This window comes from Photobacterium sp. GSS17 (assembly GCF_028621875.1).
Lineage (GTDB): Bacteria > Pseudomonadota > Gammaproteobacteria > Enterobacterales > Vibrionaceae > Photobacterium > Photobacterium ganghwense.
In genome coordinates this window covers 3,296,248-3,309,163 of record NZ_CP117517.1, presented here as the reverse complement: position 1 = coordinate 3,309,163, position 12,916 = coordinate 3,296,248, and the positions used below count along the sequence as shown (strand labels likewise).

15 protein-coding genes are annotated in these 12,916 nt (G+C 56.1%); 6 read left to right on the top strand and 9 right to left on the bottom strand.

The window, feature by feature from the left end; translation table 11 throughout:
• Nucleotides 1-18: 18 nt before the first annotated feature.
• Nucleotides 19-813, top strand: a complete 795-nt coding sequence (locus PGW97_RS15125; RefSeq protein ID WP_047887144.1) for a DUF1338 domain-containing protein — start codon at nucleotides 19-21, stop codon at nucleotides 811-813.
• Between the two features lie 223 nt (nucleotides 814-1,036).
• Here PGW97_RS15125 and PGW97_RS15120 read toward each other — a convergent pair whose 3' ends face one another.
• On the bottom strand, nucleotides 1,037-1,216 hold the full coding sequence (locus PGW97_RS15120; RefSeq protein ID WP_273857631.1) for a hypothetical protein: 180 nt from the start codon (nucleotides 1,214-1,216) through the stop codon (nucleotides 1,037-1,039).
• A 350-nt stretch (nucleotides 1,217-1,566) separates the two neighbouring features.
• Complete coding sequence (crp, locus tag PGW97_RS15115) at nucleotides 1,567-2,199, bottom strand: cAMP-activated global transcriptional regulator CRP (RefSeq protein ID WP_027250650.1); 633 nt, start codon at nucleotides 2,197-2,199, stop codon at nucleotides 1,567-1,569.
• A 272-nt stretch (nucleotides 2,200-2,471) separates the two neighbouring features.
• Between crp and PGW97_RS15110 the strand changes: the two genes are divergently transcribed.
• Complete coding sequence (locus tag PGW97_RS15110; RefSeq protein WP_217391476.1) at nucleotides 2,472-2,879, top strand: OsmC family protein; 408 nt, start codon at nucleotides 2,472-2,474, stop codon at nucleotides 2,877-2,879.
• A gap of 163 nt (nucleotides 2,880-3,042) precedes the next feature.
• On the opposite strand, the gene PGW97_RS15105 is transcribed toward PGW97_RS15110, so the two are convergent.
• The 5 genes from PGW97_RS15105 to PGW97_RS15085 all read right to left on the bottom strand — a co-directional run bounded on the left by PGW97_RS15105 (nucleotide 3,043) and on the right by PGW97_RS15085 (nucleotide 7,795).
• Nucleotides 3,043-3,912 carry a phosphoribulokinase gene (locus PGW97_RS15105; RefSeq protein ID WP_047887141.1) on the bottom strand — a complete coding sequence of 290 codons (870 nt, stop codon included), beginning with the start codon at nucleotides 3,910-3,912 and terminating at the stop codon, nucleotides 3,043-3,045.
• Between the two features lie 110 nt (nucleotides 3,913-4,022).
• Nucleotides 4,023-4,238 carry a YheU family protein gene (locus tag PGW97_RS15100; protein WP_047887140.1) on the bottom strand — a complete coding sequence of 72 codons (216 nt, stop codon included), beginning with the start codon at nucleotides 4,236-4,238 and terminating at the stop codon, nucleotides 4,023-4,025.
• Between the two features lie 71 nt (nucleotides 4,239-4,309).
• On the bottom strand, nucleotides 4,310-5,296 hold the full coding sequence (locus tag PGW97_RS15095) for a hydrolase (protein ID WP_273857625.1): 987 nt from the start codon (nucleotides 5,294-5,296) through the stop codon (nucleotides 4,310-4,312).
• 53 nt (nucleotides 5,297-5,349) lie between these two features.
• Nucleotides 5,350-5,850 carry a TIGR02444 family protein gene (locus tag PGW97_RS15090; RefSeq protein ID WP_273857623.1) on the bottom strand — a complete coding sequence of 167 codons (501 nt, stop codon included), beginning with the start codon at nucleotides 5,848-5,850 and terminating at the stop codon, nucleotides 5,350-5,352.
• A gap of 22 nt (nucleotides 5,851-5,872) precedes the next feature.
• A complete protein-coding gene (locus PGW97_RS15085) occupies nucleotides 5,873-7,795 on the bottom strand; it encodes an ABC transporter ATP-binding protein (RefSeq protein ID WP_273857621.1) in 1,923 nt (640 codons plus the stop codon).
• Between the two features lie 219 nt (nucleotides 7,796-8,014).
• On the opposite strand from PGW97_RS15085, the gene kefG reads away from it, so the two are divergent.
• From kefG to slyD, 4 genes are all read left to right on the top strand, one after another.
• A complete protein-coding gene (gene kefG / locus PGW97_RS15080) occupies nucleotides 8,015-8,584 on the top strand; it encodes a glutathione-regulated potassium-efflux system ancillary protein KefG (protein ID WP_047887136.1) in 570 nt (189 codons plus the stop codon).
• Nucleotides 8,574-10,379, top strand: a complete 1,806-nt coding sequence (gene kefB, locus PGW97_RS15075; protein ID WP_273857618.1) for a glutathione-regulated potassium-efflux system protein KefB — start codon at nucleotides 8,574-8,576, stop codon at nucleotides 10,377-10,379. The genes kefG and kefB overlap by 11 nt, the downstream gene beginning before the upstream one ends.
• 69 nt (nucleotides 10,380-10,448) lie before the next feature.
• The gene (locus tag PGW97_RS15070) at nucleotides 10,449-10,661 is read left to right on the top strand and encodes a YheV family putative zinc ribbon protein (protein ID WP_047887134.1); all 213 of its coding nucleotides are present in this window, start codon (nucleotides 10,449-10,451) and stop codon (nucleotides 10,659-10,661) included.
• A gap of 99 nt (nucleotides 10,662-10,760) precedes the next feature.
• The gene (gene slyD, locus PGW97_RS15065; protein ID WP_047887133.1) at nucleotides 10,761-11,309 is read left to right on the top strand and encodes a peptidylprolyl isomerase; all 549 of its coding nucleotides are present in this window, start codon (nucleotides 10,761-10,763) and stop codon (nucleotides 11,307-11,309) included.
• A gap of 96 nt (nucleotides 11,310-11,405) precedes the next feature.
• Here slyD and PGW97_RS15060 read toward each other — a convergent pair whose 3' ends face one another.
• Together PGW97_RS15060 and PGW97_RS15055 are read right to left on the bottom strand one after the other, a co-directional pair.
• Entirely contained in the window at nucleotides 11,406-11,627 is a 222-nt protein-coding gene (locus PGW97_RS15060; RefSeq protein WP_047887132.1) for a SlyX family protein, read from the bottom strand.
• On the bottom strand, nucleotides 11,628-12,611 hold the full coding sequence (locus PGW97_RS15055) for a WD40 repeat domain-containing protein (protein WP_217391748.1): 984 nt from the start codon (nucleotides 12,609-12,611) through the stop codon (nucleotides 11,628-11,630). It lies immediately after the preceding gene.
• Nucleotides 12,612-12,916 lie beyond the last annotated feature (305 nt).

Sequence of the window (12,916 nt, the reverse complement as noted above, 5' to 3'; positions counted from 1 at the left end):
TAAGAGGATGGCAAACACATGGAAAGGGTAGAGAAACTGTTTGAAGGGCTGTGGCAGGATTACATTCAGCGTTTGTGTCCGTCAGCGGCGCAGGTTCATGACCTGCTGACCGAAGACGAACCGCTGCTTAATGATCATATTGCGTTGCGGACCTTCAACCTGCCCAAAGTGGGACTGGATCGCCTGGCGGCGCCGTTTATCGCGATCGGCTACAAACCGTGCGGCAAGTATCATTTCGAAGCGAAGAAGCTGTATGCTGAGCACTTTGAGCACCCGAACCCGCGTGCACCGAAAGTGTTCATCAGTGAGTTGATGGTTGGACAATTCAGTTCTGAACTGCAGCAAGCGGTGCGTGAGCTGGTTAACCAAGTACCGGAAGAGGCGCTGAATGATCCTGCGTTCCTGTACGGCGGCCGTTTGTGGGAGCTGGATTTTGCGACCTACGACATGCTGTCAGCAGAAAGTGAGTATGCAGGTTGGGTGGCTGCGCACGGTTACGGGGCTAACCACTTTACGGTCAGCATCAATCAGCTTGAGCAGTTTACCGAAGTGGTTGAGGTGAACCAGCTGCTGCGTCACAACGGGTTTGTCATCAATGAGTCAGGTGGTGAAGTCAAAGGCAGCCCTGAAGTGCTGCTGGAACAGTCATCGACCATGGCTGATCGGGTTGATGTCGGCTTTACGGATGGTGTTCACTCGATTCCGGGTGGCTTCTATGAGTTCGCTAAGCGTTACCCAATGCCTGACGGTGAGTTGTACTCGGGCTTTGTAGAAGCATCTGCCGACAAGATCTTCGAAAGTACGAACATGTAAAACGCCCATTTATCGCAGAATGGGTCACCAAGCCTTGAGGGTCTGACCTTCAAGGCTGCTCTCTGGTCAATAGCGATAACCGATCAGAATCCCAATGAGATGCTTTCCCTTTGCCCCGCAGCGGTTGTTGCAGGGCTTTTTTCGTTCAGGCTCTGCTGTTTCGTACCACATGTTTGTGGGATGGTGTTTAGTGCCAGCGCATGGCAGGCATCGGTTATCAGCGTCAGTGCTGGCAATCCAGCGGTGGCAACGGCAGGGCAGCCGGACAGCCGTCCTGTAAGGTTGTTTGCTCATGGTAATGGCGGTTGCCGCTAAAGCCGGTCAACTCGACGGTGGCAGGCAACGGGGCAATGATAGCCGGGCTCAATGAGGGCTGGTGCGGGGAAAAACGCTCGATATCCATATCTGTTATCCGTGTCAGGACCTTGCATCAGTTGCATAGGCGTCTCTCCTGAATGTAGCACTTGTCCGGCCGGAGGCAAGGGGGAAAAGGGTGAGCGTGTCGGCAACTCTCGGATGTATCGCGCCGCAACGCCGGGCGATCTCTCGCGCTGCTGGGTGTCGCGAGCATTCAAGTCCCGCCAATGTTGCTAAGTACGGTTCCTGGCAACACGGTAATGAGCGAGGGGGACGTCGTGAGAGGGACTCTGAAGCAGGGGGTGCATAAAGGGATAAGGGCTAGTTGGTATGCCGGTGGCTGATAATAAAAAAGCCGCTGAGCGCGGCTTTTTTCACTGACGTTGCAGCGGCATCTTAGCGCGTACCGTAAACCACGATGGTTTTACCGTGCGCAGAGATCAGGTTCTGCTCTTCCAGCATCTTCAGAATACGGCCAACCGTTTCACGGGAACAGCCAACAATCTGACCGATTTCCTGACGGGTGATCTTAATCTGCATGCCATCCGGGTGAGTCATTGCATCCGGCTGTTTTGCCAGGTTCAGAAGTGTCTGAGCAATGCGGCCTGTTACGTCCAGGAATGCCAGGTCGCCGACTTTCTGGCTGGTCACTTGCAGACGGCGAGCCATCTGTGCTGACAAGCGCATCAGAATATCAGGGTTAACCTGAATCAGCTGGCGGAATTTCTTGAATGAAATTTCTGCCACTTCGCATGGGGTCTTCGCGCGAACCCAAGCAGTACGCTCCTGGCCTTCTTCGAACAGGCCAAGCTCACCGATGAAGTCACCCTGGTTTAGGTATGACAGGATCATCTCCTTGCCTTCTTCATCCTTGATTAGGACAGCAACAGAACCCTTAACGATGTAGTAGAGTGTTTCCGCTTTTTCCCCTGCATGGATCAACGTACTTTTTGATGGGTACTTGTGGATGTGGCAATGGGAAAGAAACCACTCTAGAGTTGGATCTGTTTGAGGTTTACCTGGAACCATATTACTAACTTCCTCTGCGTTTGTTGCCCAACAACGACGTCCCTATAAGTTTGAGGCTGGGCCTAACAATAATTTGTTCGCCGTTTAGGATATTCAGTCAACCGCTGGGCTGCAAGCTCACGTGAATAATTAGTTCAGAGTTTATCTTTTTTCGGCGCGTATTTCTTGATATTGATCTATCGGAAAAGGCCATTTCGTGGTCATAAGTGTGCACATGATCACACAGTTGTCAGATAGTGCCAAAACACCCTATTTTAGAGAAGGAGAAAGCCATGCAATCACGAGTGAAATGGGTCGAGAATTTGACCTTTTTGGGTCAGTCAAATTCCGGCCACAGCGTGGTGATGGACGGAAACGGCGGAGAAAAAGCGCCAAGTCCGATGGAAATGGTTTTAATGGCTGCGGGTGGCTGCAGTTCGGTAGATGTGGTTGACGGCCTGAAATCTGCCGGGCAGAAAATCACGGCCTGCGAAGCGCAAATTACCTCAGTACGACGTGAGCAGGCCCCGCGTCTGTTTACTTCTGCCAACATTCATTTTGTGGTCGCCGGCCACGATCTGGATGAAGCGGTGGTCGCCAAAACCGTGGCTGATTCACTGGAAAAATACTGCTCGGTTTGCCTGATGCTGGGGGAAGGGGTAGAAATGACGCACTCTTATGAAGTGATCGCTCAGGATTAATCGGCTATCGTCAGTTAACTGACGAGAACGCCTGATATGTTAAATTGCCGCCCGCCCGGTGCAATGCACTGGGCGGGCGGTGTCTTGTCGGTACCGGGTGCGGCGCTGAGGACGGTTCGTTCACGCTGCTCGCTAAGCCAAGCTCAATAACACCTCGTCGTGATTAGCTGATCTTGCCGGTATCAATTAACTGCTGGATCAGTGGACGCATAATCAGCTCCATCGCAAAACTCATCTTGCCGCCCGGCACCACCAGGGTGTTGTGGCGTGACATGAAAGAGCCCTGAATCATCGCCAGCAGGTAAGGAAAATCGACTTTCTTGATACCGCGGAAGCGGATCACTACAAAGCTCTCATCCAGGCTCGGGATCGCCTTGGCACTGAGCGGGTTCGAGGTGTCGACCGTCGGGACGCGCTGGAAGTTGATATGGGTGCGGGAGAACTGCGGCGTGATGTAGTTCAGGTAATCATCCATTGAGCGGACAATTGAATCCATCACGGCTTCCCGTGAATGGCCGCGATCGCGGGTGTCGCGCACGATCTTCTGGATCCATTCCAGGTTGACAATAGGCACCATGCCGATCAGCAGATCCACATGCTGGGCAACATTGGTGTCGCCATCCACAACCCCGCCGTGCAGCCCTTCATAGAACAGCACATCGGTGTTTTCCGGTAAATCCTGCCACGGGGTGAATGTCCCCGGCATCTGGTTGTAAGGCACCGCCTCATCGAAGGTGTGCAGATAGCGGCGGAATTTCCCGCTACTATCCTCGCCGTACTGGCGGAAAAAAGATTCCAGCAGGGGGAAATCATTCGCTTGCGGGCCGAAGTAGCTGATGTGGCGGCCCTGCTCTTTGGCTTTACGGATTTCCACATCCATCTCCGGTCGGGTGAAGCGGTGAAAACTGTCACCTTCCAGCCAGGCGGCGTTGATGTTCATCATATTGAACATCTTACGAAATGCTTCCGAGGTGGTGGAGGTACCCGCCCCTGAGGACCCTGTTACTGCAATAATGGGATGTTTTGCAGACATGACAAACCCTGTCGTTAACATTAACGGAAAGAGTTATTAACAGGGTGGCGCGGTCAGGTCAAGCTGGATTGTGAAAAATGCCGACCAGAAAACGGAACGCGTAGAGGCAGTTAGCCCAGGTGACGGCGCAGTTTAATATCCACGGTTTCGTGCAGTTCGGAGTAGACAATCACGGCCTCACCCCGTTCCAGTTGCTGGCGAACCCGGCTGACTTTCTCATCCATGCTGAGCTCACGCTCACCGTAATCGGTCCCTTCACGCAGGACAAAATGCTCAATCAGGTTGTTGAGGGTTTCGGGATCAATCTCTTGCCAGGGAATAATCATAGGAAATACTCGGTAGTTGCGAAATCTGGCGAAATTATAGGGGGAATTTCGCCAGTTGTAGAGCGCTGGTGCTAGTCGTGGTCGGCGTCTGCTGGCAGGAAAGGGCTGAACCATTCCGGCACGGTGGTTTCCAGCCAGAAATCCGGTCGCCGCCAGCTGCCGGTCACAAACCCGACATGGCCGCCGTACGGGCAGAGATCGTACACGATGTGCGCCGGTAACGGCTGCGCCGGGATCACGGCCTCGGTCATGAAAGGATCATCTTTGGCGTGGATGATCCGCAGTGGCGTGGTGATGTCGGTCAGTTTGGTCAGGCCGCTGCAGCGCTGATAGTAGTCATCGGCATCCGCGAAGCCGTGCAAGGGGGCGGTCACCATATCATCAAACTGGCGCAGGGTACGGATCTGCTCAGCCTGATCCGGTGACAGCGGCATCGCGCCGGGCAACACGGCCAGTTTTTGGCTCAGGGTCCGCTTCATCGAGCCCAGCAGGTATTGTTGATACACCCGGGAAAAACCCTGTTCGATCCGGGCGGAACAGGCCGCCAGATCGAGCGGTGGCGAGATGGCCTGAGCTGCCAGTAAGTCGGATGAGGTGCCGGTTTCGGCCAGATAGTTAACCAGCATGTTACCACCCAGCGAAACCCCGACAGCAAAAAACGGCTGGCTTGGCAATTTTTCCCGCAGCCAGCGCAGGAAAAAACGGGCATCGCTGGTTTCCCCGGAGTGGTAGCTGCGGGGATGGCGGTTTATTTCCCCGCTGCAGCCGCGAAAGTGCATCATCACGCCCAACCAGCCCTGATTGTGGGCGGCGTGCAGCAGGCCATTGGCATACGGGCTGCGAAAGCTGCCTTCTAGGCCATGAAACAGCACCATGACCGGTTGCTCAGCACGGCAGGTATCCGGTGCTGCGGTCCAGGCCAGATCGAGAAAATCGCCGTCCGGCGTTTCTATCCGCTGCGTGACGGGGGTAAACAGAGGCTTGCGCCGCAGAAAGCGGGGCAGCAGGGTTTGCAGATGGGGGTTACGCAGCCCATTGGCCGGTTCAAACGGAGTCATGGGAAATCCTTCTAGACCTTTTGGGTAAGTGTACGCGCTCCTGACGCGAAAGATCATCTGCCCTCAGACGCTGCTCCCCGCAGCTGGTTGAGCAGGGTATCCGGTAAGCCGAGCTGGCGGGCGTAGTTGGCCAGATTAGGCGGCTGAGGATTGGGCTGATTGTCTGCGGGGTGAGGGACAGGGCAAGACCTTGCCAGCGCCGCCAGCAGATCGCGGTGCTGGCGTTTTTCCAGTGCCAGCTCAAAGTCGAGTAGCTTGCGGTAGGCGGTGGGCGCCAGCCCGGGTTTCAGCTCCCGGCGCAGTTGACGAAAATGGCTGAGCAGGGCGTCGGTATCTGTCAGGGCGGCCAACAAGGCCGGCAGAGCGTCTGCCGGCAGCGCCTGTGCCTGAGTGTCCAGCCAATGCAGCAGCAAGGCCAGGTTCACATTGCCCTGATAGCTGTCCTGTAAGCACAGGCATGCCTGTTCCACACCGAGGCGGGCATAATGCGTCAGAGCAAATTCCCAGAAAGCCTGGGTTTGGTCTGTCAGCGTATCAGGGGCAGGGTTTGGCATCACGGTTGTCCGGTTTAACTGATTAACGGGCCTGAAATTCCGCTTCCATGACTTCCAGCTGCTCATGCAGTTCCATCCAGGCCATTTCCACGTCTTCCAGCTCGGTTTTGGCGCTGGCTTGCAGTTGCATTTGTTCGTTCAGCCGGGCTTTGTTGTCCGCTTCATAGATACTGCTGTCAGAGAGCTGGGCCTCGGCATTCGCCAGTTTCTCGCCCAGCGTCTCCATCTGTTTGTCCAGCTTCTCAATTTGCTTGCGCAGTGGGGCTGTCAGCTTACGAAACTCCGCTTCCAGGCGTTTTTGTTCTTTCCGGGAGGCGGCGCTGTTGTCTTTCGATGCATCCGGCTTAATGGCCTGTTGTTCGCGGCGCTCGGTACGCTGCAGCTCTGTCAGCCATTTGTGGTAGTCGTTCAGATCGCCATTGAACGGCTCAACCTTGCGGTCATGCACCAGATACAAATCGTCAGTGGTCGCGCGCAGCAGGTAGCGGTCGTGGCTGACGATGACCATGGCCCCTTCGTACGATTGCAGGGCCAGAGTCAGGGCCTGACGCATGTCGAGATCCAGGTGGTTGGTCGGTTCATCGAGCAGCAACAGGTTTGGTCGCTGCCAGACAATCAGAGCCAGTACCAGACGGGCCTTCTCACCGCCCGAGAACGGGCCGACGGGCTCCAGAGCCTTGTCACCGATAAAACCGAAGCTGCCGAGGTAGTCCCGCAGTTGCTGCTCAGTGGCCTCTGGTGCCAAACGTACCATGTGCTGAACTGGGGTGTCGTCCATGTACAGGGTTTCCAGCTGATGCTGGGCGAAGTAGCCGATCTTTACCCCTTGCGAGTAGGTCAGCTCACCCGCTTTGGCCGGCAGCTCACCGGCCAGCATTTTAATCAGGGTCGATTTACCGGCACCGTTGCGCCCCAGCAGGCCAATTCGGCTGCCCGGGACCAGATTGAGGCGGATGTGTTCGAGAATCAGTTTGTCGGCATACCCGGCTGATACCTGTTCCATCATCAGGATTGGATTCGGCAGGGCGCTCGGCTCGCGAAACTCGAAGCTGAACGGGTTATCAAACTGGGCCGGCAGCACTTTTTCCATCCGCTCCAGCGCCTTGATCCGGCTCTGTGCCTGACGGGCCTTGCTGGCTTTATAGCGGAAACGGTCGATGTAGGACTGCATGTGGGCAATCTGTTTCTGCTGTTTCTGGAATGTGGCTTGTTGTTGCAGCAGTTTGTCTGCCCGCTGTGTTTCAAACGATGAGTAGTTACCGGTGTAGCTGTTCAGCCCCTGGTTCTCAATGTGAACAATGCGGTTCACGATTGGATCAAGAAAATCCCGGTCGTGGGAGATCAGCAGCAGCGTGCCGCGATAACCTTGTAGCCATTTTTCCAGCCACAGAACCGCATCAAGATCCAAGTGGTTGGTCGGTTCATCGAGCAGCAGCAGATCGGAGCGACACAGCAGCGCCTGCGCCAGGTTAAGTCGCATCCGCCAGCCACCGGAGAACTGGGTCAGGTTCCAGTCCATCTGGTCCTGGGAAAAGCCCAGCCCGTCCAGCAGCTCCGAGGCGCGGGCCCGGATGCTGTAGCCGCCGATGGCATCCAGCTTGCCGTGCAGTTCGGCGACCCGGGTACCATTATTGGCTTGTTCGGCTGCCAGCAGGTCTGCTTCCAGTTGGCGGTATTCCCGGTCACCGTCGATCACGTATTCCAGGGCACTGCGCTCCAGTGCCGGGGTTTCCTGGGCAACCCAGGCCAGCTCCCAGCCTGCCGGGTACTGGCAGTTGCCGGCATCCACGCTCAGTTCATGCTTCAGCAGCGCAAACAGGGTCGACTTGCCGCAGCCGTTCTTGCCGACCAGGCCGACTTTGTCACCCGGGTGAATCGTGGCGGTGGCTTTATCGAGCAGGATTTTGCCGCCGCGCAGCAGTTGAATATCGGAAAACGTGATCATTGATTGTGCCGGGGAGGTCCCCGCTCCGAGAAACTTGATACCTGTAGAGAGATGTGCGGCAGTCTAACGCAAAGCCGCCGTAACTGCTAATCCGTTCCGGCGGGTGAACCGCGGTGATAAATCCCTGCTCATACGAGCGTTATTATGTATTATGTGAGTATCAGGTAAGGTGAACAGGGCAGGCAGCCTCAACCGGTTTGTCTGCCGACAAGGAGTGTTATGACCTCACACGGACCCCCGCGCGTTCTGGTAATTTATGCCCACCCCGATCCTCAGGCCTCTATCGCCAACCGTGACATGCTCCGGGCGATTGCCGATCTGCCTCATGTGACGGTGCATGACCTGTATGCGGCCTACCCGGATTTTTTCATCGATGTTAGTCGTGAGCGGGCACTGGTGCAGCAGCATGATGTCATCGTGTTCCAGCATCCGCTGTATATGTATTCTTGTCCCGCGCTGCTCAAGGAATGGATGGATGTGATTCTGACCAAGGGGTTTGCCCACGGGGAAGGGGAGCAGACCCTGGGAAAGTACTGGCGGTCAGTGGTGACTACCGGCGGGGCGGCAGAAGCTTACACCCCGGATGGCTATAACCGCAGCTCGATAGATGACATTCTCCGTCCTTTTGAATTGTGTGCGGCCTTGTGCCGGATGGAGTGGATTCCCCCTCTGGTGCTGCACTGGGCAAGACGGGTGCCGGTGGCCGAGCGGGATGAGCATGCGCGCCTTTACCGAGCGTGGCTGAACGATCCGCTGGCTATGCTCAGGGAGGTGCGTGATGGCCAGTGATATTTTGTCCAGCAGCGTGGTTTTTCTGGCCGCGGCCGTGGTCGCTGTGCCGATTGCCCAGCGGCTGGGGCTGGGTTCCGTATTGGGTTATCTGCTGGCGGGGATCGCGATCGGCCCGTGGGGGCTGGGGCTGATCTCCGACGTAGACGCCATCCTGCACTTTTCCGAGTTTGGGGTGGTCCTGCTGCTGTTTCTGATTGGTCTGGAGCTGAACCCGAAAAAACTGTGGCAGATGCGTAAGCCCATTCTCGGGCTGGGGGGCAGCCAGGTGGTGCTGACCAGTTTGGTCATTGCCTCGCTATTGCTGCTCGCGCAGTCGTGGCTACCAGCCCTGAGCTGGCGGGATGCACTGGTGGTCGGTATGGGGTTGGCCCTGTCTTCGACCGCGATTGCTTTGCGGGTTATTGAAGAGCAGAACTTGGGCGGCAGCGAAACCGGACAGGCCGGATTCGCGGTGCTGCTGTTTCAGGATATTGCCGTGATCCCGATGCTGGCGTTCCTGCCGGTACTGGCCGGTGGCGGCGGCGGCAGCTGGCTTGATGGTGTCTGGATGCTGGGCGGGATCACGCTGCTACTGGTCGGCGGTCATTTCTTGCTGCGCCCGCTGTTTCGCTGGGTAGTGCTCAGTAACGTCCGGGAGCTGTTTAACGTGGCGGCGCTGTTGCTGGTCATCGGGATAGCACTCGGGATGCAGTCGCTCGGGCTGTCGATGGCACTGGGGACGTTTCTGGCCGGGGTCCTGCTGGCTGAAAGCGAATACCGGCATGAGCTGGAAATTGCGATTGAGCCGTTCAAAGGGTTGTTGCTCGGGCTGTTTTTTATTGCTGTCGGGATGGCGGTCAACCTTGGGTTGCTGTGGGAATACCCGCTTCAAATTGTGCTGGCGGTGGCGTTACTGATTTGCGTTAAAGGGCTGTTACTGTACGGACTGGCCCGGATTTTTGGGATCCGGGCTAAATCGCGCAGCCAAATGGCGGCGATTCTCAGTCAGGGCGGGGAATTTGCCTTCGTCCTGTTTACGGCCGCGCAAGGGGAAGGGCTGCTGGGGCATGAATTGACCTCATCGCTGCTGGTGGTGGTCAGCTTGTCGATGATGACCACGCCGCTGATTTTGGTGCTGCAGGACAAATGGTTTGCGCGCGGCTTTAAAGCCGCTGCCCCGGAGCAACCGCAGAGTGATGTGATTGATCGCGAGCCGCGGGTGATCATCACCGGATTTGGCCGTTTCGGCCAGGTGGTGGGGCGGCTGATGTTCGCCAATAAGATCAAGGTGACGATCCTGGAACGGGATCCCAGTCAGATCCAGTTTCTGCGTAAGTTCGGCTACAAGGTGTATTATGGCGATGCGACTCAGTTGGATTTGCTCCGTGCCGCCGGCGCGGACAAAGCGGAAGCCATTATCATCTGTACCGATGAACCGGATGAGGTGATGGAAGTGGTGGCGTTGTGCCAGCAATATTTCCCGCACCTGAAAATTCTCGCCCGTGCCCGCAGTCGGGTGGAAGCCCACCAGTTATTGAGTCACGGGGTCGAGCACTTTTCCCGGGAAACTTTTGCCGGTGCCCTTGATTTGGGGCGTCAGGCCCTCATATCACTGGGCATGCATCCCTACCAAGCCAAGCGGGCAGAAGCTCACTTCCGCAAGCTCGATACCACGGCGCTGCGGGATTTACTGCCGCAGCATTCAGAAGATGTCCACCTGGCGACGCGGGCCAAAGAAGCCCGCAAGGAACTGGAAGAAATTTTTGACCGCGAAATGCGCGGTGAGCGGGAGCGGCATAACGGCTGGGACTGAGCCGTTCCCATTAACACCCCACCGAGCGGCCGGAAGGCGGGTGCGGGTTGAAGGCAAGGAGCGATAACAATGGCGAAAAAACGGTTTATCGCCGGTGCAGTTTGCCCGTCGTGCAACAAGCAGGACACATTGCGCTGGTGGCAGGAAAATGACGTCGAGCGGGTAGAGTGTGTCGAGTGTGGCCATACCGATGTTCGTGCGCCTAAATCGGTTGAGCAGAGCGAGCAACTGTCTGCCCAGACGAAACAGCAAGTTATTGGGATCTTCAAGCCGGAAGACTGAATCCGGCTAGGAAACCCCACAGAGAATATTGGCATCTGAGTGCCATTATCCGGTATCATGCGCACATCCCTTGATACCCAGTTCAAAATTGGAGTAAACATGAAAGTCGCTAAAGACGTGGTAGTAAGCCTGGCTTACCAAGTGAAAACAGAAGACGGTGTAGTAGTTGATCAGTCAACTGTTGACGCACCACTTGATTACCTGCACGGTCACAACAACCTGATCGTAGGTTTGGAAAAGGCACTTGAAGGCCGTGAAGCTGGCGACAAGTTTGAAGTGACTGTTGCTCCAGAAGAAGCGTACGGCGAGCACATGGACGTTATGGTTCAGCGTGTACCTGCAGACGTATTCCAAGGCGTTGACGAGATCACTGTCGGCATGCGCTTCCTGGCGGATACTGACCAGGGTCCAATCCCGGTAGAAGTGACTGAAGTTGACGGTGACTTCGTGGTGGTTGACGGTAACCACATGCTGGCTGGCCAGACACTGAGCTTCAACGTTGAAGTTGTTGCAGTACGTGCTGCAACTGAAGAAGAAATCTCACATGGCCACATCCATCAGGGTGGCGGTTGTTGTGGCGGCGGCAGCTGTGGCGATCACGACCATGATCATGACCACGATCACGAAGGTGGTTGCTGCTCACACTAAGTGACCCGTCCCTGGCGGACCGCGTCGCTTAACCGCAAATAAAAAAGGAAGCCTCGGCTTCCTTTTTTGTTTTTATTGGGTATCAAACGGCAAGGCTCAGTAATGGGGCGGTGGTGTCTCTTCAGACTCCGAGGCCATCAGCGACGGCTGCATGCCTTTCACCTTGCCGACCAGAAACTGCATCTGGGTATGGATTTTATCAATCAGGAACTGTTGGGCCGTCAGTGCCTGATTCAGCTCCTCAATGGTTTGATCCTGAAACGCCTGCTTCATTTCCAGCTCATCAATCCGGGCCTGGAGTTGGTCAATGTCTTTCATTTACTTCTCTTCCGTCGTCCACAACTGGGCGATACCTGCCGAGGTACCAGAGGTCACGTTGCCCTCAGGTGTAATGGCGACATCATACACCACTGCTGCCGGTGGTCGAGTATCTTGTTGGGCGGCGGCTTCCCAGCGTCCCAGGTTTTGACCGCTACGGGTATCCCACAATTCGACCCGGCGTGCCGGGGTGCCGGTCACCAGGCGGCTGCCGTCATCGGAGAAACGGGCGCTCGACAGGTTCTGCTGCCGCAGCCGGACCGCCAGATCCGATTGTTTTTCGCCGGTGTGCAGATCCCAGATCGCAATGTCGTTGCCGCCGTCAGCCGTCATGGCCAGTTTGCCGTCCCGCTGCAGGGCCACCTGACTGATGCGGTGGGTATGCGGGAAGCGATAGACAATCTGGCCGCTTTGGGTATCCCACAGATAGGCATTATAGTCATTGCCGCCTGACAGGGCGAAGCGGCCATTGGGCGACAGGGCGACCGCATTGACTTTTTCCCGGTGAGCCAGGAACTCCAGCCGTCTTCCGCTGCCCAAATCGACGTAGAGTGCTTTACCGTTCGACAGCGCCAGCAGGACATGCTGGCCGTTGTTGGCTATCGCGACATCGCGAATGGTACCGTCGGAAACCGACCACAGACCTTCCGACTGGCCCCAAGCGAGATCCCAGACGGCAAAGTTCTGCGCCGTGGCAGTAATGGCAAAGCGGCCATTGTCAGCAATGGCACTGCTCAGAACGGTATTGTGATATGGATCTTGAGAACCAAAATCTGCTAACTTTTTGTTTTGCTGTAAATCCCACAGCACGATACCTTGTATGGCTGAGTGATAAAGCGCAAACCGACCGTCACGACTCAGGCTGAAGCTGGTCGCGCCTTCATCGGCCAAAGACCAGCGCTGCTGCTCTGCACCGGAAAAAAAACAACCGCTCAGAGTGAGAAGTGCCACAATGAAGATGGTTATGCATCTTTTTGTTTGCATTAAGGTCTGGTTCCGTTTGGCTTTGTTAAGTAAGCATATAAAGTGAGGTCACAGGGGGCTGTTGGCCAACCTATTACACGGGCCTCACAAAAGCGTGATAAACACGCGGCATACTGAGACCAGCGCTGAACGTCGGTCCGTCTGCACTGTCGCTATAGTAATACAGTTTGACCGGAGACCATACCGGCCCCGGTCGCCCCGGCATGATACCGGACAATATTGAGAGGGAGATCGCTCCCGCACGAACCGTTTTTAGGGGACTTTCCAGCGCTAGGTGGAGAGCCGAGAGCAATACACCTTCCCTC